The sequence below is a fragment of the Sphaerisporangium sp. NPDC088356 genome (assembly GCF_040685555.1).
Taxonomy (GTDB): domain Bacteria; phylum Actinomycetota; class Actinomycetes; order Streptosporangiales; family Streptosporangiaceae; genus Sphaerisporangium.
This window is the reverse complement of sequence record NZ_JBFBIK010000130.1, coordinates 1-19,986: the sequence shown is the minus strand read 5'-3', so window position 1 is coordinate 19,986 and position 19,986 is coordinate 1. Positions and strand designations below refer to the sequence as shown.

The 19,986-nt window shown below is 72.6% G+C and carries 15 protein-coding genes and 2 pseudogenes; 8 read left to right on the top strand and 9 right to left on the bottom strand.

The features are described from left to right. Positions 1–267: 267 nt before the first annotated feature. Positions 268–414, top strand: a pseudogene (locus AB0O34_RS31465) (DUF3592 domain-containing protein); the annotation flags it as partial. A 159-nt stretch (positions 415–573) separates the two neighbouring features. Further along, positions 574–1,092 (top strand): 2'-5' RNA ligase family protein, encoded by a 519-nt coding sequence (locus AB0O34_RS31460; RefSeq protein ID WP_363921642.1) that lies wholly within the window; start codon positions 574–576, stop codon positions 1,090–1,092. A 91-nt stretch (positions 1,093–1,183) separates the two neighbouring features. Here AB0O34_RS31460 and AB0O34_RS31455 read toward each other — a convergent pair whose 3' ends face one another. Beyond that, complete coding sequence (locus AB0O34_RS31455; RefSeq protein ID WP_363921640.1) at positions 1,184–3,163, bottom strand: serine protease; 1,980 nt, start codon at positions 3,161–3,163, stop codon at positions 1,184–1,186. A 178-nt stretch (positions 3,164–3,341) separates the two neighbouring features. Between AB0O34_RS31455 and AB0O34_RS31450 the strand changes: the two genes are divergently transcribed. The 3 genes from AB0O34_RS31450 to AB0O34_RS31440 all read left to right on the top strand — a co-directional run bounded on the left by AB0O34_RS31450 (position 3,342) and on the right by AB0O34_RS31440 (position 5,966). Beyond that, on the top strand, positions 3,342–4,238 hold the full coding sequence (locus AB0O34_RS31450; protein ID WP_363921638.1) for a Ppx/GppA phosphatase family protein: 897 nt from the start codon (positions 3,342–3,344) through the stop codon (positions 4,236–4,238). A gap of 154 nt (positions 4,239–4,392) precedes the next feature. Then, positions 4,393–4,776 (top strand): hypothetical protein, encoded by a 384-nt coding sequence (locus AB0O34_RS31445; protein ID WP_363921636.1) that lies wholly within the window; start codon positions 4,393–4,395, stop codon positions 4,774–4,776. Between the two features lie 77 nt (positions 4,777–4,853). Next, positions 4,854–5,966 carry a 5-methyltetrahydropteroyltriglutamate--homocysteine S-methyltransferase gene (locus tag AB0O34_RS31440; RefSeq protein WP_363921635.1) on the top strand — a complete coding sequence of 371 codons (1,113 nt, stop codon included), beginning with the start codon at positions 4,854–4,856 and terminating at the stop codon, positions 5,964–5,966. Between the two features lie 49 nt (positions 5,967–6,015). Here the strand turns inward: AB0O34_RS31440 and AB0O34_RS31435 are convergent, their stop codons facing one another. The 5 genes from AB0O34_RS31435 to AB0O34_RS31415 form a co-directional block, all read right to left on the bottom strand. After that, a complete protein-coding gene (locus AB0O34_RS31435) occupies positions 6,016–7,326 on the bottom strand; it encodes an AAA family ATPase (protein WP_363921633.1) in 1,311 nt (436 codons plus the stop codon). Between the two features lie 34 nt (positions 7,327–7,360). Continuing rightward, positions 7,361–8,827, bottom strand: coding sequence for a hypothetical protein (locus tag AB0O34_RS31430; RefSeq protein ID WP_363921631.1), 1,467 nt, complete (start codon positions 8,825–8,827; stop codon positions 7,361–7,363). 57 nt (positions 8,828–8,884) lie between these two features. Further along, positions 8,885–9,994, bottom strand: coding sequence for a hypothetical protein (locus AB0O34_RS31425; protein ID WP_363921629.1), 1,110 nt, complete (start codon positions 9,992–9,994; stop codon positions 8,885–8,887). Between the two features lies 1 nt (position 9,995). Beyond that, entirely contained in the window at positions 9,996–10,778 is a 783-nt protein-coding gene (locus tag AB0O34_RS31420) for a hypothetical protein (protein ID WP_363921627.1), read from the bottom strand. A gap of 167 nt (positions 10,779–10,945) precedes the next feature. Next, on the bottom strand, positions 10,946–12,628 hold the full coding sequence (locus AB0O34_RS31415) for a protein kinase (protein WP_363921625.1): 1,683 nt from the start codon (positions 12,626–12,628) through the stop codon (positions 10,946–10,948). A 164-nt stretch (positions 12,629–12,792) separates the two neighbouring features. On the opposite strand from AB0O34_RS31415, the gene AB0O34_RS31410 reads away from it, so the two are divergent. Further along, positions 12,793–13,476: a TetR family transcriptional regulator gene (locus AB0O34_RS31410; RefSeq protein ID WP_363921623.1), complete on the top strand. Its 684-nt coding sequence runs from the start codon at positions 12,793–12,795 to the stop codon at positions 13,474–13,476. On the opposite strand, the gene mctP is transcribed toward AB0O34_RS31410, so the two are convergent. The 3 genes from mctP to AB0O34_RS31395 form a co-directional block, all read right to left on the bottom strand. Next, complete coding sequence (gene mctP, locus AB0O34_RS31405) at positions 13,416–15,023, bottom strand: monocarboxylate uptake permease MctP (RefSeq protein WP_363921621.1); 1,608 nt, start codon at positions 15,021–15,023, stop codon at positions 13,416–13,418. The genes AB0O34_RS31410 and mctP overlap by 61 nt on opposite strands. Next, entirely contained in the window at positions 15,020–15,253 is a 234-nt protein-coding gene (locus AB0O34_RS31400; RefSeq protein WP_363921619.1) for a DUF3311 domain-containing protein, read from the bottom strand. The genes mctP and AB0O34_RS31400 overlap by 4 nt, the downstream gene beginning before the upstream one ends. Positions 15,254–15,570: 317 nt before the next feature. Beyond that, a complete protein-coding gene (locus AB0O34_RS31395) occupies positions 15,571–17,175 on the bottom strand; it encodes a CocE/NonD family hydrolase (protein WP_363921617.1) in 1,605 nt (534 codons plus the stop codon). 286 nt (positions 17,176–17,461) lie between these two features. Here AB0O34_RS31395 and AB0O34_RS31390 point away from each other — a divergent pair, with 286 nt between their 5' ends. Then, a complete protein-coding gene (locus tag AB0O34_RS31390) occupies positions 17,462–19,660 on the top strand; it encodes an anthranilate synthase component I (RefSeq protein WP_363921615.1) in 2,199 nt (732 codons plus the stop codon). Positions 19,661–19,758: 98 nt separating this feature from the next. Next, positions 19,759–19,986: pseudogene (locus tag AB0O34_RS31385) on the top strand (amidohydrolase); the annotation flags it as partial.

The window sequence follows — 19,986 nt, the reverse complement described above, 5'->3', positions numbered from 1 at the left end:
ACCACCGTGGTCACGGCCGCCGTCGCGTCCCGGCGTGCGAACGCGCCACGAGCGGACGGAGCCGTCGAAGGGGCCGGAGCCGCCCGGATGCGGCGGGCCGTCAAGAGCCCGGCAAGCCGTCCGCGAGGCTGGGCTCCTAGCGTTGGCGCGTCCCTCCGGAACAAGGAGTTCGTGTGTCCACCAGTGCCTGGCTCGTACTCGCCTTCGGCCTCGTCGCCCTGATCTTCGGTGGCATCGGCGCCGGGCTGATGCTGTCAGGTCGGCGGCCAGGTGACGGTCCTGTACGACCCGGCCCGGCCGGACCGCATGCGCGTGGACAGCCTGCTGGGCGGAAACCTCATAGGGATGGTCTTCGCGGGCATAGGTGCGGTATTCCTGGTGGTGTCCATCGCCGTGGTCGCCTTCGGCGGCTGACCACCCCGGGCAGCCGCTGTGGCCGTCGAGCTCGGGTACGAGACCCACTCGAAGCAGGCCCGCGGCTTCCTCCGCGACCGGGTGGCGCGCGCGTCCTGATCACCTTTTCGAGTCGTGTGCGATGGGAGATGATCGGCTTCAGGCGAGGGAGGCGGGGAGATGGCGGGGACGGGGGAGTCGGCGCTCGTCGTGGTGCTGCCGGAGGCGGAGCCCGTCGTCGGCGTATGGCGCCGCCGGTACGACTCGTCCGCCGCCCTCGGGGTTCCGGCGCACGTCACCGTGGTGTATCCGTTCCTGGACCTGCGGCTGATCGGCGACGCCACCAGGGAGTCGCTGCGTGAGCTGTTCTCCGCGCACCGGCCGTTCGACCTGCGGTTCGACCGGTGCGGGCACTTTTCCGAGGTGCTCTACCTCGCCCCTGATCCGCCCGGTCCGTTCCAGCTCCTCACCGAGGCCGTGGTGGCGCGCTGGCCGGAGGCTCCGCCGTACGGGGGCAGGTTCACCGAGATCGTCCCGCACCTGACCGTGGCCGAAGGGGTGGACGACCCGACGCTCGGCGCGGCCGAGCGCGGAGTCGCGGGAGGGCTTCCGCTGGCGGCCCACGCGGGCGCGGTGACCCTGCTCGTCAAGGACGGGCCCCGGTGGCGCGAGGACGACGTCTTCCCCCTGGGTCGGTGAGACGCCGCGGCGGGGCCGGTTCACGGTGAGCCGGGCCGGTCCACGGTGAGCCTCGGGCTCCTTCGCGGCTGGTGGAGGAGGTCGCCGGCGGTCAGGTGAGGGTCTCGCGGATGGCCTGGGCGATGGCCGGGTGGGCGAGGTACTCCTCGATCAGGTGGGCCCGTTCCAGCGGGTTGTCCACGGCCGCCTCCTCCAGGGGACCGGTCCAGTCGTCGCGCAGCGGGCACCCGATGGCCACCGGGTCGGCCGGGCTCCACACGTTGAGCCAGCGGGTCACCTGGGCGGGGCTGTGGGGGCCGCCGGAGAGCAGGCGGGTGTACACGCTGTCGAGGCCCAGAGGGCTTCCCGCGGTGACCAGGAGAGGCACCTCCAGCGTGGCGGGGAGCCGTGTGAGCAGGTCCATGGCCACCACCGTGCCGAGGCTGTGGGTGACCAGCACGATCGGGCCCGAGGCGGGAAGCGTCTCGCACACCGCGTCCAGCACCGTGCGCCTGATGTCCGGGTTGTCGAGGTAGGCCGCGACGTCGCGGAAGATCTTGGCGATGAGGAACCGGTCCAGGTTGGTGGTGGCCGCGAGCCAGCTCAGCATCCGCTGCAGCGGGGTGGTCAGCCCCTCGCTCACGCTGTCGGCCGGCATGCGCGCCTTGGCGGCCGCCTCGGCGATCAGCTGCTCGTACAGCAGCCGGGTCGTGGGGGAGGACGGGGCCAGGGCCGCCGCGACGTTGTCGGTCACCGCCCCCGCGAGCACCGGCGCGGACTCCAGGCCCGTCATCGCGTCGTGGAAGCGGTCGCCGTAGAACGGGAGCCACACATCGGCCGGGTCCACCAGCGGAGAGCCCGCCAGCGTGAGGCCCTTGTTCAGCCCGGCGGTCCACTCCCGGCGGACGGCCTCGGGGTCCCTGCCCTCCTGGCTGCGCCCGTGGACGAAGACCAGGCGGCCCGTGCCTCCGAAGGCCGAGGGCCTGCCCGCCAGCCCGGAGACCTTCGAGGTCCCGGCGGTGGCGCCGAGCGCCTCTGTCCAGGCGGGGGAGGCGGTGAGCCCGGCCGCGGGGCCCATCTCGGCCAGCAGGGCCTGGACCGGCGCGGCCGGCCGCAGCTGGGCGAGGCGGGCCAGGATCACGCTGACCCGCACGCCCTCGTTGGCCACCCAGTCCACGGCGTCGTCGCCGTCCCCCGGCGCCCAGGGTTGCCCGTCCTTGCGGATCCAGCGGCCCTGCTCGTCCAGGCGCGGGATGCCGGAGTGGTGGAGGGCGACGACCTCCCACTGGTCGTTGAAGACCGGGGAGCCGGAATTGCCCGGCTCGGTGTCGTTGGTGTAGTGCAGGAAGTCGTCCAGCTGCATGGACAGCTCGTTGTGCCGGATGGAGATCTCCTTCAGCCGCCCGCTCGGATGCCCGACGATGTTGACCGGCTCGCCGATGACGACCTTCCCCTGCTGGGCGACGAGGCGGTTCCAGCCGAACACCTCTCCCGCCCGCCGGCCGTCGGGGCCGGTCCTCACCGCGACCAGCGTGAAGTCCAGATGCTGGTCGGTGAGGAAGCACGCCTCCGGGTCGAGCCGGAACCGCGCCGGGACGGCCGGCTCGTTGTCGAGGTTGACCTCGGCCGCGAACTCCACGACCAGATCGCGCGCGCTCTCCTGGTTCGCCAGCACGTGGTTGTTGGTCATCAGCAGCGCCGGGGCGACCAGGAAAGCCGTTCCCCGTGGGAGGAGCCGCCCGCCGTCGTTCAGCGAGATCCTGGCCACCGTCGCGGCGGCGCGCGTCCCTCGGGCCAGGAAGTTCACCGCCTGGAGTTCGCTGGACTCGCCGATGATCTGTTCGAGCAGGCGGGGGCCGGAGGGCACCCCCTCCGCGACCACGCGGGCCACCGCGGCGACGGGCAGGTCGCCCCGGCGCAGGAGGCGCTGCGCGCGGGCGGCGAGCTGGTGCTCCCCGTCGAGGATCGTCAGGCCCTCCGCCCGGCGCCGGCGCAGGTTGGCCTCGCGGGGGCCCGTGGTCTCCGCGTACCGCCGCGTGGCGGCGTCGGTCTGCCGGGCCTTGGCCGTGTCGGGATGGTGGATCGTGCTCATGGGCCGCCGCCGGTGGTGAACGCGTGATGGGTGGACACCGTCCAGGTTCCGCCGCCCCGGCGGCGGGCGCATGAGTAGTCCCCTACTCAAACCGGGGGAGGGATCCTTCAGGGTGGTTCAGCGCGGGTAGTAGCGTCTGCTCATGCGACTTGGTGTCCTGGACATTGGTTCCAATACGGTGCACCTCCTGGTGGTGGACGCCCACAGGGGGGCCCAGCCGCTGCCGGCGTACTCGCACAAGGCCGAGCTCCGGCTGGCCGAGCACCTCCACGACGGCGACAAGCTGTCCCCCGAGGGCGAGCGCGATCTGATGCGGTTCGTCGAGGAGTCCCTGCGCATCGCCGAGGACAAGGGGGTGGAGGACATCATGGCCTTCGCCACCTCGGCCGTGCGGGAGGCGGTCAACGGCGAGGACGTCCTCGGCCGCCTGCGGTCCGCGACCGGCGTGGACGTCCAGGTCCTGTCCGGGCAGGACGAGGCGCGGCTGACGTTCCTCGCCGTGCGGCGCTGGTTCGGCTGGTCGTCGGGGAGGCTGCTGGTGCTGGACATCGGCGGCGGCTCCCTGGAGATCGCCTCCGGGATGGAGGAGGCGCCGGACGTGGCGATCTCCCTTCCCATCGGCGCGGGGCGGATGACGCGCAGGTGGTTCAGCGCCGACCCGCCCCCCGCCGAGGAGGTGCGCGGCATGCGCAGGCAGGTCCGCGCGGAGATCGGCAGGATCGTCGGCGACGTGGTGAAGTACGGCCGTGCGGACCACGCGGTGGCCACGTCCAAGACGTTCAAGCAGCTCGCCCGCATCGCCGGGGCCGCTCCGTCGGGCGAGGGGTCCTACGTCAAGCGGGTGCTGGACCGCCAGGATCTGTCGCGGTGGACCGAGCGCCTCGTCACGATGAGCAACGCCCGGCGCGCCGGCCTGCCCGGGGTCTCGGTCGGCCGCGCGCCGCAGCTCCTGGCGGGCGCGGTGGTGGCCGAGGCCACGATGGACCTGTTCGACACGCCCGAGCTGGAGATCTGTCCCTGGGCGCTGCGCGAGGGCGTGATACTGCGCCGCCTGGACGGCATGCCGGGGTCGTGACCCCGGAGCGTCAGCCCCGTCACATGGGCCCCGCCGGTGTGCGCAGCACCCTCCGCATGCAGGAGAATCACTACTTTCACCTGCGCAGAGAGAAGTGTGAGCGCGCTCATCCAGGGCACGTGTCCACCGCGACAACACAAGAGGAGGATGGGCGATGATGGCGCTCATCGGCGCGGCCTACACGTTGCTGGCCGTTCTGATGCTCACGGGACTCGCCCTGATACTGATCGCGGTGATGACGCTGATCTGCCTGGCGTTGATGGCCTCGACCACGAGTCCCGAACCGGAGGTCGGCGCGGCCTACCGGCCAGAAGGTCCCGCGCCCGCCGCGGGCCGTGTGGAGGGCGTCCCTGCCGAGGCCCCTCCCGCCCGGCGGGAAGGTCTCGCGGCCCGGCGTGACGGCCGCCCGGCGACCAGCGGCGAGCGGGAGACCGTGGCCCGTCCCGCCCAGGCCAGGCGCGACGGGCGCCCGGTCATGGGCCAGTGGGACGGCCGTGCGGCGGTCATCAGGGGCGGGGGACGGCCGGGGGTCTGGTGACACGCTCCTCCAACGACACAGCGAAACCGCCCGAAAGCTGATAGGACGGATTCGTACCGATCTTCTGGAGGATCGCCATGCGGACAAAGCCCCCGTTTCGCGCTGACCACGTTGGCAGCCTGCTCCGCCCCCCCGCCCTGCTGGAGGCCCGCGCGAGCTTCGCGGCCGGCTCCCTGCCCGCCGAGCGGTTAAGGGAGATCGAGGATGAGGCGATCCGCGAGGTCGTACGCGCCCAGGAGGACGCCGGCCTGCGCTCGGCGACGGACGGGGAGTTCCGCCGGGCGTCCTGGCACATGGACTTCATCTACCGGCTCGGCGGCGTCGGCCAGGCGGACGAGCACATCAACGTGCGCTTCCGCAACGAGCAGGGCGTCATCGAGTTCGCCCCCGCCGCGATGCGGGTGCACGACAGGGTGAGCCTCGAAGAGACGATCTTCGGCGACGACTTCGCCTTCCTGCGCGACCAGGTGGGCACCGCGACGCCGAAGCTCACCATCCCCTCGCCGAACATGGTCCACTACCGGGGCGGCCGGGCGTCCATCGACCCGGGCCTTTACCCCGACATGGAGGGGTTCTGGAGCGACCTGAGCGCCGCCTACGCCGAGGAGGTGCGGCGCCTGGCCGAGCTCGGGTGCACCTACCTGCAGTTCGACGACACGAGCCTCGCCTACCTCAACGACCCCGACCAGCGTGCCGAGATCGCCGGTCGCGGCGACGACGCCGAGCACCTGCACCTCCGTTACATCAGGCAGATCAACGACGCCCTCGCGGACAAGCCGGAAGGGCTGTCGGTCACCACGCACATGTGCCGGGGCAACTTCCGCTCATCCTGGGTCGCCTCGGGCGGCTACGACTTCGTGGCCGAGGCCCTGTTCGGCGAGCTGGCCGTGGACGGGTTCTTCCTGGAGTTCGACGACGAGCGCTCGGGCGGGTTCGAGCCGCTGCGGTTCGTGCCGAAGGACAAGGCGGTGGTCCTCGGCCTGGTGACCACCAAGCGCGGGGCGCTGGAGTCCAAGGACGACCTCAAGCGCCGGGTCGACCAGGCGGCGAAGTACGTGGACCTCGACCAGCTCTGCCTGTCGCCGCAGTGCGGCTTCTCCTCCACCGTCGAGGGCAACGCCCTGACCCGGGAGGAGCAGTTCGCCAAGCTCCGCCTGATCGTGGAGACCGCCGAGGAGATCTGGGGCTGACCCAAGGGCCGCTCCGGCGGCCACGACCGGCCGGATCGGCGGGTCGCGGTCACCGGAGCGGCGCCGCCTCGACGCGGTGCTTGGCGAGGTGGGCGAGCACCGCCTGGTTGGCCTCCCAGCCGTCGGGGAACTTCACCGGGACGTTCAGCCGCACCGTCTCGGAGGACGGGTGCGCGTCGAGCAACTCGGGGATGCCCGCGCGGGCCACCACGACGCAGGCGTGCCGGTGGCGCGAGGTCAGCACGCACAGCCGTCCGGACTCCAGGTGGAAGGCCGTCGCGTCCCTGCGCCCCGAGAGCGGGTGCAGCACGATCGTCACGTCGTACTCGCGGCCCTGCAGGCGGTTGGCGGTGTCCACGGTCACCCCGTCGGGCAGGCCGGCGGCCTGGATCGCGGCCACCTGGTCGCGGTGCGCCGCGCCGATCGCGACACGGTCGGGCGAGACCGGATGCTCGCCCCGCTCGGAGCGCGTGACGGGCGCGCGCTGCAGCAGCCGCGCCGCCAGCACGGCCACGGCCTGGACGGCCTCGGCGTCGGTGCGCACCGTGTGCCGGCTCGGCAGCTCGTACAGCGCCCAGCCGGACGCGGCGGCCTCCTCCAGCGCGACGTCGTACGCCGTGCGCATGCCGCCCGCCGCGAACGACAGGCCGCGGTCGCCCGGTCCGGTGCCGGCCTTGAACCCGGTGTAGGGGTAGAACGCCTCCGACACCACGGGGGCGGCCGAGGCGGGCAGCCTCCAGGACACCGGGAGCCGGTGGACCGGAAGGTCGGGATTGTGTCGCAGGAGCACGGCCACCGCGCTCTGCAGCGGATCCCAGGAGAGGCCCGCCCAGCGGTCGCCGTCCACGATCGAGAACGGGTCGAGCTGGCCCGGGTCGCCGACGAACAGCGCCCGCTCGAACAGCCCCGCGATGCGCAGCAGCTTGTCCGAGCGCATCTGGTAGGCCTCGTCCACGATCGCCCACGGCCACTTGCGGTCGCCGATCCAGGCCCACTTGTCGGCGGTGGCGACCACCACCGCCGGGTCGCCGAGGTCGGGCAGCTTGGTGCCGACGCTCGCCTTGTCCACGACCCGCTGCGGCACGGCGTAGTCGGCGGCGGAGAGCCTGCCGATCGGCAGGTCAGGGTGCTCGGCCGCCAGCCGGACGATCAGGTCGTCCACCTGCTCGTTGGTCTGGGCGATGATCATCAGGGGCTCGCCGGTGGCGGCGAGGTGCCCGGCGGCCCGCACCACCAGCGTGGACTTGCCCGCGCCCGGAGGCGAGTCGACGACCACACCGCGGTGGCGGGGGAGGTCGGCGAGCACGGCCTCGACCACGGTGGCCGCCTCCACCGCCGGGGAGACGTCGTTCCCGGTCATGGGCGCCGCCAGGCCGGGCGCGAACCCCGCGATCTCATGACCACTCCTCCTCGGGCTCGTCCTCGGGGACGTGCTCCGGCGGGGGACCGCCGTGCGTCCACGGGGTGTCCTCCGGCGCGGGCAGGCTCGCCGGGGGCTGGAACTCGTCCGCCAGGGCGGCGTAGCACACGCGCTCGCCGACCTCCGGCACGGCGCCCGGCGTCGCCGCCTTGCCGCGCCCCATGCCCTTGACGATCTTCAACGTGACCTGCTCGCCGGTGATCTCGACGACCTCGGCCTGCTGGCCGCGCCGCTCGGGCGTGCCGAGCCGCGTGCCGGGCGCGAGCCGTACCGGATCGCCGGTGCGCACCGTGAGGAGCGGCCGCAGCTTGCGCCCCCGGCCCTCGCCCTCGGTGCGGTCGGGATCGGTGGCGAGGACCGTGCCGGTGAAGGCCTCGCCGGTCAGGCGGTACGCGGCCATGACCAGGGGATCGTCGTAGGCCCGCTGGGCGTCATAGGAGGCGCGGGCGCGTTCCATGCGGGCGAGCCGCGACGCGGCGCCGACCGCGCTGTCGCGTTTGGGCTGGGGAGGGCCGCCCTCGGCGAGCTGGGCGGCGAAGTTGGTGAAGGAGGCCCGGTCGGCCTCCCAGCGCGCGGCGGTGCCCGGCCCGGCGGGCAGCGTGCCGAGCAGGCCGATGGCCCGCCACATCAGCCGCCAGGTCGGCTCCAGCTGGGAGCGCACCGCCTCGCCGACCCGGGCGGCGGCGCGTTCGCCGCGCGTCTCCTCGTACGCCCGGATGGCCGGCGCGAGCACCTCGGTGTCGAACCCGGGGTCGGTGGCCGGTCCGGCCGGCGGCCAGATCAGGGGATCCTCCGCCTCCCGGGCGGCGCTCGCTCCGCTCATGCCCGGCGGCGGGTCGATCCAGCTCACCAGCGAGGCGAGGTTCGCGTCCTCCAGCGCGCTCTGCCCGGTCGCCCAGTGCAGGGACAGCGCCTCGGTCGCCGCGAGCAGCAGGGCCGAGCCGGGGTACTGCGCACGCTGGGCCAGGAACGTCAGCCACCGGCCCAGCACCGGCACCGACGGGTGCACGGCGTACGGCCCCTCCGCGCGGCGGAAGCGGGTCGAGCGCCCGAGCATGTGGACGAAGGCCACGGCGCTCCGGTTGGGGACGATCAGCTGCGGGGCGTCGACGCAGCGCTCGTACGGCTCGGCGCCGCGCCGCTCCACCGTCTCGGTCGCCTTCTGCAGGCCCTCGACGTACGGCAGGAGGATCTCGGCCAGCTCGGCGGTGAAGGCGAACCGCAGGTCGCGGTCGCGCGGCTGGGGCACCACGAGCAGCCGGGGATGGGCGGGATCGGTGCCCGCCATCGCGGCCAGCGGAGCCGCCGCCTCACCCGCCAGCCGGAGCGGGATGAACACCATGGGCCGCTCGGACAGGTGGCAGTGGCGCACGGTCGCGAGCCGCCGCGCCGTACCCGTCTGGACGGCGCGCAGGCGCGCGAGCGCGGCCAGCGTGCTCACGGCGCCTCCGCGGACGCAAGGCTCAGCATGGTCGCCGACCTCCGTGAACGGTCGTGCTCACGACACCTCCGCGTAGATGCGGTCGGCGAGGCGGAGCAGGCGGGCGATCTCTTCCTGGCCCTCGCCGGGGGTGAGCGAGCCGTCGGCGAGGCCGAGGGCCTCGGTCACGGTCGCGATCCCGCCGAGCGCGTCGCGGACCTGCCGTCCCAGCAGGTCGGTCGAGCCCCCGCCCGCCGCCTCGTCCCTGCAGAAGAAGCACAGATCGCAGGTCGACAGGCAGTCGGGCGCGTACCGGGCGTCGACGCCGCGCACCGCGTCGCGGAGCTCCGCAACCGGGCGGGTCGGCACGCCATCGGCGTCCGGCGCCAGGTCGAAGGTCAGCTCGGGCTCCAGCGCGTCCACGATCGTGCCCACCCGGGTCATGCGGGCGAGCTGCCTTCTGAGCACGGCGAGCTCCCTGCGCACGTCCACCAGCGTCGCGGCCGGGCGGTTCGCGAAGTTCTCCGGGCACACCAGCACGACGTCGTGGGACACCCGCCGGGGGTCGTGGCCGAGCTCCTCGAGAAGGTTCCTCAGCGCCAGCACGTACACGGCGGCCTGGCGGGCCGCCGCCGCGACCTTCTCCGGCTCGGCCTGCCCGTCGACGACGGCGAACGACTTGATCTCCACGATGTGGAACCGGCCCCCCAGCCGGAACGTCACGACGTCGGGCTCCAGGTAGGCGCTGTGACCCGCGATGTCCAGCCGCAGCAGCGGATGGTCGTAGAGCGTGCCCGCGTCGTCGCTGTCGCGGGCCGCCCTGTCGATGAGCTTGCGGGTGTGGGAGTGGCGCAGGTGCGCGGACGGGTTCCCGCCGATGTCGCCGAGGTCGGTGTAGGCCGCGAGCGGGATCGGCAGGCCGAGGAGCTCGCGGAGCAGCCTCAGCAACTCGGCGCAGCCGCTCTCCTTGACCAGCGCCTCGAAGACGTTGCCCCGGGTGATGGCGAAGGGGGACTGGCCGAAGGGCGCGGGGAAGCCCAGATGGGTCGCGGTCGCGTCCTTGTCGATGCCGGCGGCGTCGAGCACGGCGCGGCGCGCGCATCCGGGGTTGGCCGCCAGGGCGGCGATGGCCCGCGCGTCGTGGGGGCGCGGCGGCACCGGGCCGCGCAGCCGGTCGAGTCGGTCCACCTCACGCCTCTCTCTGGGCCAGGGTCAGCACGGTGCCGCCGAACAGGCGCTCGGCGTCGCGCAGCCGGTCGCGCGCGCGGCCGGCGATCTCCGCGCGGGCGGCGGCGTCGGCGGCGGCGTGGATCTCCAGCTCCGCCCGTGCCGCCTTGACCACGATCACGGGGTCGGGCGCCGAGCCGGGGACGTTCTGCGCGAGCCGCGACAGCAGCCGCCGCGCGCTCGGCGGGGGCGGCTCGCCGGTCTCGGCCAGCCGGATGATGTGCCCGGCCACGCGGATCACGGTGGTCAGGAAGTCGACACGCGGGCTCAGCGGCCCGACGACCCGCTGCTCGAGCGGCCAGGTGCTGACGGCCAGCAGCCCGCGGGAGGCGGAGAGCCGATCGGTCAGAGCCGCGCACAGGTAGTACGGCCGGGCGAACGGCGAGGTGCGGAAGGACCGCTCCTCGTCCCTGCGCAGGCTGGTGAGCTGGGGGCCCTTGAGCGAGCCCGCGCGCAGGGCGCCGTGCACCGCCACGATCATCTTGGCGGCGGCGGGCACGCCGAGCAGGGTGAGCGCCTGGTGGACCTGCTCGCGCACGGGAAGCAGCGAACCGGGCGGCGGCTCGTCCTCCTCCTCGCGGGCGGGATCGTGGGCGGCGAGCGCCTGGTCCCACGCCCGCTCGGCCCTTCGGAGGTCGGCGCGCAGCGACCTGGCGAGGATGCTCTCGCGGGCCCGCATGGCCTGCCGGATCTCACCGCGGAGCGCGTTGATGCGCTCCTCGAGATCGTCCAGCGTTTCACTCACGCCCGGAGCGTACCAACAGTTCCCTGGAGTTCCAGTGATTTCCAGTCGATCACCCGGCGCGTCGCGCCGATCCCGGGTCAGTGCGCCGCGCCGCCCAGCCCGTTCGCGGGCACACCGATCTGCCGAACCTCGCTCGCGGCGATTGACACGACGGCCGGGCGTGTACCTCAGCTCAGGGGTCTGAAGTACGTGCCCGGCCGGTCCCGGCCGATCACGCCGCCCACGCACCGGTAGATCCGGACCCCCTGCTTGAAGGCCTCCGGGCTGGGCGGCAGCACCGAGACCATCCACTTGCCGGGGGCGATCGCCTTGGCCCCGCCGTACGTCGACTGGATGAGCACCGGCATCGAGCAGAGCTTCTTGACCACGGGGTGGCCTTCGAGGTCCTGCATGTCGTAGGTGATCGTGTCGACGGGCATCCGGGCCACGGCGAACGTCTCCCACGAGTGGGTCTCCTCACAGCCACGCCTCTTGACCGTCACCGACCCGGCGATCGAGGCGATGCCCCCCCAGCACTCGGCCACCCGCCCGCACGCGGCGTTCGCGCCCGCGACCGCGGCGGCCGGGCAGTTCTCGGTGGTGGTGCTCACCTCGCCCGCGCCCACGTCCGTGGCGACGGCGGACCGGACCGCGGACACGGGCCCGCCCCCGCTCGGCGGGGCGGTCACCGCGACGGTCCCGGGAACCTGTCCCTCGTGCAGCATGATGGCCGTTCCGATCACCAGCAACAGCGCGAACACGCCCGCCGCCACGACGTACATCCCCGCCTGCGAGGCAGGCGCGGGCGCCTGGGGAGGCCGCGTGGCCGCCGCGGCCCGTGCCCCCGGCCCGGTCGCGCCCGCCCTCCCGCCGTGCGCCGGCCGCCCGCCCCGCGCTTCGCGGGAGGGCGGCGCGGGGGGCCGGGAGACGGGACGTGATGGCCCAGGATGCCCGGCCGGCACGGCATGGGAGGGCCCGCCGCGCGCTGACGACGCCGAGGACATGACCCCGGACGGCGACGCGGGCGCGTCGCGCGAGGCGGGGAGAGCGGAGGCCGGAATGGACGACAGGGCGTCCCTCAGGGCGGCGGCCGAGGGGATGCGGTCGCGGCGGTCGGTGGCCATCCCCGCCCGCAGGACGGCGGTCAGCCCCGGCGGGACTCCGGGGATCTCGGGGATCGGCCGGCGGTGCAGCGCCATGATCACCGCGATGTTCACCACCCCGCTCTCGGGGAAGCGCGGCGGCCTGCCGTTGAGCAGGGCGTACAGCGTGGCCGAGAGCGAGTACACGTCCCCGGCCGGGCTCGGCTCGGCCAGCTCGAACGCCTCGGGCGGCCCGAAGGCGGGGGTGAGCGACTCGCGCGTGACCGACATGTCGCCCTCGGCGTGCGCGCTCGTGGCCAGCCCGAAGTCCGACAGCGCCACCATGCCGTATCCGTTGACAAGGATGTTGGCCGGCTTGACGTCGCGGTGCAGCACCCCGGCCGCGTGCGCCGCCGCCAGCGCGTCGGCGATGCGCACGCCGATGTCGCGGACCTCACGCGGGCCGAGGGGGCCCTCCTCGCGCAGCCGGTCGGCGAGCGACCCGCCGGGGCACAGCTCCAGCACCATGTACGGCCGGCCGTCGGCGAGCACGCCCGCGTCGTAGACGTCGGCCACGTGGGGATGACCGGACAGGGCGCCCGCCGAGGTGACCTCGCGCATGAACCGGCGCCGGTCGCGCTCGGAGACCAGCACGCGGTTGTCGACCTTGAGCGCCACCTCGCGGCGCACGGCGAGCTGCCGGGCGCGGTACACCACGCCGAAACCGCCCTGCCCGAGGATCCCGAGCACCTCGTAACCCGACACCTCAGGCGCTCCAGGCTCGGCCACCGTCCACCTCCATCGCCGCACGCGAGCGGCACACTACCGGAACGGTCCGCCGCCATCTCGGCATAGATCACACTTTCGAGGTGATCAGGTGGTGATAAGGGAAAGAAACCGCATGATCCGGCGACAGCGGTACGTGACCGTGAAGTACCCCTATGCTGTCCTGCATGGCGACCGTGGCGGGGATCGGCGGGCGGGATCCCGACCGGCGCAGGGCCCTGCTCGACGCGGCCGACCGGGTCATCCTGCGGGAGGGCCCGCACGCGTCGATGGCGGCCATCGCCGCCGAGGCCGGCATCACCAAGCCCATCCTCTACCGGCACTTCGGCGACAAGAGCGGTCTTTACCAGGCGCTCGCCGACAGGCACATCCGCACGGTGATCAAGCAGCTGCGGCGCGAGTTCGCGAGGGCGCGCACCGACCTGCGCACCCGCGCCAGGGCCACCATCGAGACCTACCTCGACATGATCTCGGCCAACCTCAACCTCTACCGCTTCCTGTTCCACCGCGCCGGCGCCGAGGACAGCCGCACCCACTCCCACATGGCCGGCATCGTGCGCAGCCTGGGGGAGGAGCTCGGCACGGTCATCGCCGCCGACGGCACCGTGTCCGACCCGGTGCGCGCGCAGATCCTCGGGCACGCCTTCGTCGGCATGGTCCAGACGACGGGCGACTGGTGGCTGGAGCACCACGAGGTCGACCGGCGGCAGGTGGTCGAGAGCCTCGTGGAGGTCATCGTCGCCGCGATGGAGGGAACCTTCGCGCCCCACCCTTCCGCCGATGCCGCCTGTCAGCGCGAGCCGGACAGCTCGATCTCGTGGACGCGGGGGTCGCCCTCGTCGGCCACGTAGTCGGACGGCCGGGTGGCGTCATCCCCGTCGGCGAGCTTGCCGGCCCGCGCGATCAGCGTCCCGGCGATCGCGACGACGAGGTTGACGGCCAGGGCCAGGAAACCGGCGTAGATCGTCATCTTGGTGTCCAGGCCCAGCTTCGACAGCTGGAACGCCGAGCCGCCGAAGTGGGCGTGGTTGGTCGCCGGGTTCGCGACGCTGTAGAGCATCAGCACGCCGGACGCCATGCCCGCGGCCCATCCGGCGATCAGGCCGCCCCGGTGGAACCACCGGGTGTACAGGCCGAGGCCCACCGAGGGCAGGGTCTGCAGGATGATGACGCCACCGATGAGCTGCAGGTCGATGGAGAACTGCGGGTCGATCAGCAGGATCACCAGCACCGCGCCGATCTTCACCACCAGCGAGGCGATCTTGCTGACGGCCGCCTCCTGGGCGCCGGTGGCGTCCCGCTTGATGTACTCCTTGTAGATGTTGCGCGTGAACAGGTTCGCGGCGGCGATCGACATGATGGCGGCCGGCACCAGCGCGCCGATGCCGACGGCGGCGTAGGCCACCCCGGCGAACCAGTCGGGGAACATCTTGTCGAACAGCAGCGGCACCACCGTGTTGGCGTCCGCCTTGCCGTTGGCGGTGATGGGCTTGATCCCGGCGGCGATCGCCATGTAGCCCAGCAGCGCGATCAGGCCGAGGAGCAGGCTGTAGGCGGGCAGCGCGGACATGTTCCGCTTGATCACCCCGCGGTTGCGGGCCGCCAGGACGCCGGTGACGCTGTGCGGGTACAGGAACAGCGCCATGGCCGACCCGAGGGCCAGCGTGACGTACTGCAGCTGGTTGTTGGGGTTGAGCAGGATGCCGTCACCGGGAGCGGGGGTGGCGTCGAACTTGGCGCGGGCCGCGTCGAAGATCGAGTCCCAGCCGCCGAGCTTGCCCGGGATGTAGATGATCGCCACCAGGATGACCAGGTAGATCAGGCCGTCCTTGACGAACGCGATCAGCGCGGGCGCGCGCAGGCCCGACTGGTAGGTGTAGGCCGCGAGGATCGCGAAGGCGATGATCAATGGCAGGTCGCCGGTGACGCCCATGGTCTTCAGCACCGCTTCGATGCCGACGAGCTGCAGCGCGATGTACGGCATGGTGGCGACCAGGCCGGTGATCGCGATCAGCAGGGCCAGCGTGGGGGAGCCGAAGCGGGCGCGGACGAAGTCGGCCGGGGTGACCATGCCGTGCACGTGGGCGACCGACCAGAGCCGGATCAGCACCAGGAACACCAGCGGGTAGGTCACGATCGTGTACGGCAGGGCGAAGAACCCCGTCGCCCCGGCGCCGAACAGCAGCGCGGGCACGGCCACGAAGGTGTAGGCGGTGTACAGGTCGCCGCCGACGAGGAACCAGGTGATCCACGAGCCGAACTTCCGCCCGCCGAGCCCCCACTCGTCCAGCGTCGCCAGGTCGTCGGGACGGCGCCAGCGGGCCGCGACGAACCCCATGCCGCTGACGATCACGAACAGGATCGCGAAGACGACCAGCTCGGTGACGTGGCCGCTCATCGCCCGCTCCGCTTCTTGCCCACCTGGTACACGATGGTGGTGGCGCCGACGCCGAGGATGATGAACGCGAGCTGCAGCCAGTAGAACAGCGGGAACCCCAACAGCCGGGGCTCGTCCCCGTTGTACAGGGCGGGGATCAAGGGAATGACGACCGGCACGAGCAGCAGCCAGTTCCACGGGCTGCGATCGCTTCGGGCCGGGCGCTGATCGCTGGGTGGCGTGGTCAACACACTCTCCTAGGGAGAAGAGAGGCGTAACTAGCCTGATGAGGCTAGTTATCCGGTTGTGCGGAAGCGTAATTTCGCGACGGGGTCCCGCGCCTCACCAATCGCCGAACGGACCTGTTGGCGCGCCGAGCGGCGACGCCGCCACCACCCGTGCGGGCACGGGGGCATCGGCCCAGCTCATCGGTGCTGTCGCGGGTGCCGTACGCCTCCGGGGCGGGCACTTCGGCGACGGTATCGGGCCGGTCGCCGAACGCCGGCCGCAGCGCCTTGACATCGCCGCCCGCGTCTCGTAAAGGCAGGTGAAAGGACGCGCGGTGCGGTCAGGGGCTCAAGCTCGCGGCGTGGGGCAGGATGACGGCCGAGGGGTGGCCGGCGTCGTGGAAGATCTCCTGGTCGGCCGAGATGCACAGGTGGCCGGTCCCGAGGGGCTCGCCGGTGCCGAGGTTGCGGGCCAGCCGGGGGTAGGCGCCGCTCGCCACGTGCACGCGCACGCGGTGACCCCGCTTGAAGCGGTGGGCGATCGGCCACAGGTCGACCTCGACGCGGCGGACGCCCTCGTCGTCCTCCGGCGGCGTGCCAGGCGACAGGCGCCGCACGCCCTCGCACACGTTGAGCGAGGTGCCGTCGGGATGCACGTCGCACACCCGGACCACCAGGTCGGTGTGCCGCGTGCTGGACCGCAGGAAGACGTCCGCGGTGACCGGGCCGATCAGGTCGAGGTCCTCACCGAGCGCGTCGCCGGTGTAGACGAGCACGTCGGAGCGCGACTCCAGCCGCCGGTTGTCGCGGGGCGCGGAGTTGCCGAGCAGCGTGGGACCGCCGTAGACCGGGGTCGGCCGCGCCGGGTTGTAGCGGAAGCGGTCGGGATACGACCCGTCCGGGTTGGCCGGCCCGAGGCCGAAGCCCGGCTGCAGGTGCCAGCGCCGCCGTCTGGTGCCGGGTACGGGCCAGTCCTCGTAGTCGCGCCACTCCTCCGCGCCGGTGACGTACAGGCGGACGGGGCTGGCGCGCAGCCCGGAGGTGTCACCGAGCAGGTGGGCGCGGAACCAGGCGAGCGCGTCGAGGTTGGCGAGGCGGCCGTGCCGCACGTCGGCGTGGTGCCAGGGCCCGATCGTGAGGTACGGCCGCCGACCGGCGGCGCGCATGGCCATGTAGTCCTTGAGCTGCCAGGGCAGGAAGACGTCGTACCACCCGCCGGTCATGGTGACGGCCGCGTCCACCTCCCCCACGGTCGCGGAGAAGTCCCTTTTCTTCCAGAACGGCACGGCCGGGTCGCCGTGGTGGGTGAGCACCTCCTGGAAGAACGGCAGCCGGCGGCCGGCCGCCAGAACGTCCAGCTCGCCGATCGGCCGCCCCGACAGCACGGCGCGCTGGGTGCGGCGCGGCGCGAAGAACACCGCCGCGCCGCTGAGCGGCCCGGACATCAGCGCGGTGAGCGTGCTCCAGCTCAGCGTGGACTCCAGGGCGAACGAACCGCCGACGTAGGCGGCGTCACGGAACTGCGACGCGGTGACCTGGGTGGCCATGGCCTTCAGATCCGGGCCCGCGTACGCCGCGATCGCCCACTGCGCGTAACCGAGGTAGCTGGGGCCGTGCATGGCGAAGGTCCCGCCGTACCACGGCTGGGCGCGCATCCACTCGACCGTCGCGAGGCCGTCGTCCTGCTCGTCCAGGGGGGTGAGCTCGCCGCCCGACCCGAACCCGCCCCGGCAGCTCTGCAGGATCACCTGGAAGCCCTGCCGCGCGAAGGCCCTGCCGTACGCCAGCCCGAACAGGCCGCGCCTGCCGTACGGGGAGCGGATGAGGATGGTCGGGGGGCTGCTCACGCCGATCGGGATGTAGCGGTCGGCGAGCAGGAGGACACCATCCGGCATGGGGACCTGCATGTCCCTGTGGACGACCACCCTGCACTGAACCCGAGCCATGAGCGCGCTCCTGCCTGTAAGCGGAGTCATACCCCGGTTGATGTAAGCAGCGCTTTACTCACTGGTAACATGCTAGTGCTATTGCGTGCCGAGCGCTGTGATGTATGTCACTCATCCGCCCTCCGCCCCGGCCTCGCGTCCTTGGCCGAAGAAGTGGCGGCGGGCCCACGAGGCCGCTACCATTTGGCCATGCGAACGATTGCGCCTGCGCAGTGGTGGCGCCGCTCCTAGGCGGCGCGTGTTTCGCATTCATTTCGGACGGCCGCCCCGGGAGGCGGCCTTTTTCATGCCCACCCGGGGCCAATCGAAGATCCAGAAGGGCGAGGCAAGGGTGGACACGAGCGGATATACCACCGCGGGCGGCATCGAAGTCGAGGTAACGACCGCCGACGTTCCCGAGTCCGTGTTGGAGGAGGTCGTCTCCTCGCTCGGCGAGCGGCGCGGCGGCGTGCTGTCCTCCGGCATGGAGTACCCCGGCCGGTACAGCCGATGGCACCTCGCCTACATCGACCCGGTCCTGGAGATCGTCGCCCGGGGCCGCGAGATCTCCGCGCGGGCGCTCAACGAGCGCGGCAAGGTCGTGCTGCCCGCCGTCGCCTCCTGCCTGCTCGCCGCCGGCAAGACGACCACGGAGCCGACCGAGGACCACGTCGAGGTCTACGTCGCCGAGTCCGAGGACATCCTGCCCGAGGAGATGCGCAGCCGCCGTCCCACGGTCTTCACCGCGATCCGCGAGGTGATCGCCGCCTTCTCCGGCGACGACGAGCACCTTGGGCTGTACGGGGCGTTCGGCTACGACCTGGCCTTCCAGTTCGAGCCGATCAGGCAGGCCCTCGAGCGCGCTGACGGCCAGCGCGACCTGGTCCTGCACCTGCCCGACCGGGTCATGGTGATCGACCGCAAGCGGGAGACCAGCCGGGAGTACCTCTACGAGTTCACCGTCGACGGCGTCTCGACCCGCGGCCTCCCGCGCGCCGGGGAGTCCGTCCCGCTTCCCCCCACACCCACCCAGATCCCGAAAAATCCTGAGCCGGGGGAGTATGCCGAGGTCGTGGAGGCCGCCAAGCAGAAGTTCCGGCGCGGCGACCTGTTCGAGGTGGTACCCGGGCAGGTCTTCCACGCCCCCTGCGACGACCCCTCCGGCTTCTACCGGGGCCTGCGCAAGATCAACCCCGCCCCGTACGAGTTCCTGTTCAACCTCGGAGAGGGCGAGCACCTGGTCGGCGCCTCCCCTGAGATGTACGTCCGCGTCCAGGGCGACAGGGTCGAGACCTGCCCGATCTCCGGCACCATCGCGCGCGGCGCCAACCCCCTGGAGGACGCCGAGGCCATCCGCACGCTGCTCAGCTCGGTGAAGGAGGAGTCCGAGCTGACCATGTGCACCGACGTCGACCGCAACGACAAGTCGCGCGTCTGCGTCCCCGGCACGGTCCAGGTCATCGGCCGCCGCCAGATCGAGATGTACTCCCGCCTCATCCACACCGTCGACCACATCGAGGGCCGCCTGCGCCCAGGGTTCGACGCCCTCGACGCCTTCCTCACCCACATGTGGGCCGTCACCGTCACCGGGGCGCCCAAGACCTGGGCGATGCAGTTCATCGAGGACCACGAGGCGACCGCCCGGCGCTGGTACGGCGGCGCCGTCGGCTACCTCGGCTTCGACGGGTCCATGAACACCGGCCTCACCCTGCGTACCGCGCAGATCCGCGACGGCGTCGCCACGGTCCGCGCCGGCGCGACGCTGCTGTTCGACTCCGACCCCGCAGCCGAGGAGCGCGAGACCGAGCTGAAGGCCAGCGCCCTGCTCGGAGCCCTCGCGGCCGTCGGCGCCCCGCCGGAGGAGGCCCTGCCCCGGGCCGAGGCCGAGCGGCCGGGGGAGGGGATGAAGGTCCTGCTCGTCGACCACGAGGACTCCTTCGTCAACACCCTCGCCGACTACTTCCGCCAGCACGGCGCCGACGTCGTCACCCTGCGTCACGGCTTCCCGCTCGCCATGCTCGACGAGGTCGCGCCCGACATGGTCGTGCTCTCGCCCGGCCCCGGATGGCCCTCCGACTTCGGCTGCTCCGACCTCGTCGGCGCCCTGTACGCCAGGGAGCTGCCCGTCTTCGGCGTCTGCCTCGGCCTGCAGGCGATGGTCGAGCAGGCGGGCGGCACCCTCTCGCTGCTGCCGCACCCCGAGCACGGCAAGAGGGGCCGGGTCGCCAGGGTCGGCGAGAGCGCGCTGCTCGACGGCCTGCCGGGGGAGTTCACCGCCGCCCGCTACCACTCGCTGCACGCCAAGGAGCCCGGGGTGAAGGGCTTCACGGTCACCGCGCTCACGCCCGACGGCGCGGTCATGGCCATCGAGGACACCGCCGGTCGCCGCTTCGCCGTCCAGTTCCACCCCGAGTCGATCCTCACCGCCGAGGGGGGCGCCGGATCCCGGATCGTCGCCAACGTGTTGAGGCTGTGCCGGGGTTCGGTAAAGGCGGGGACGAAGTAGCGGCCGCGACCGGGACGCGCCCTTAGAGTCCACAGGCCGGACGCCGGCGTGAGGGCCGGGCGCGATCCGGTGGGCAGACGAGCGGGGTGAGGTGGCCGATGGAGCTTGAGGACATACTGCCGGCCCCGGTTCCCGGCCAGGTGCGGGCGGCGCTGCTCGCCCCGCTCGTCGACCACCACTGCCACGGGGTACGCCGCGACGAGCTCAGCCGCTCGCAGTTCGAGCCGCTGATCACCGAGGCGGGCACCCCCGCGCCTCCGGGCACCACGCACTTCGACACCCCGGTGGGCACCGCCATCAGGCGCTGGTGCGCCCCCGTCCTCGGG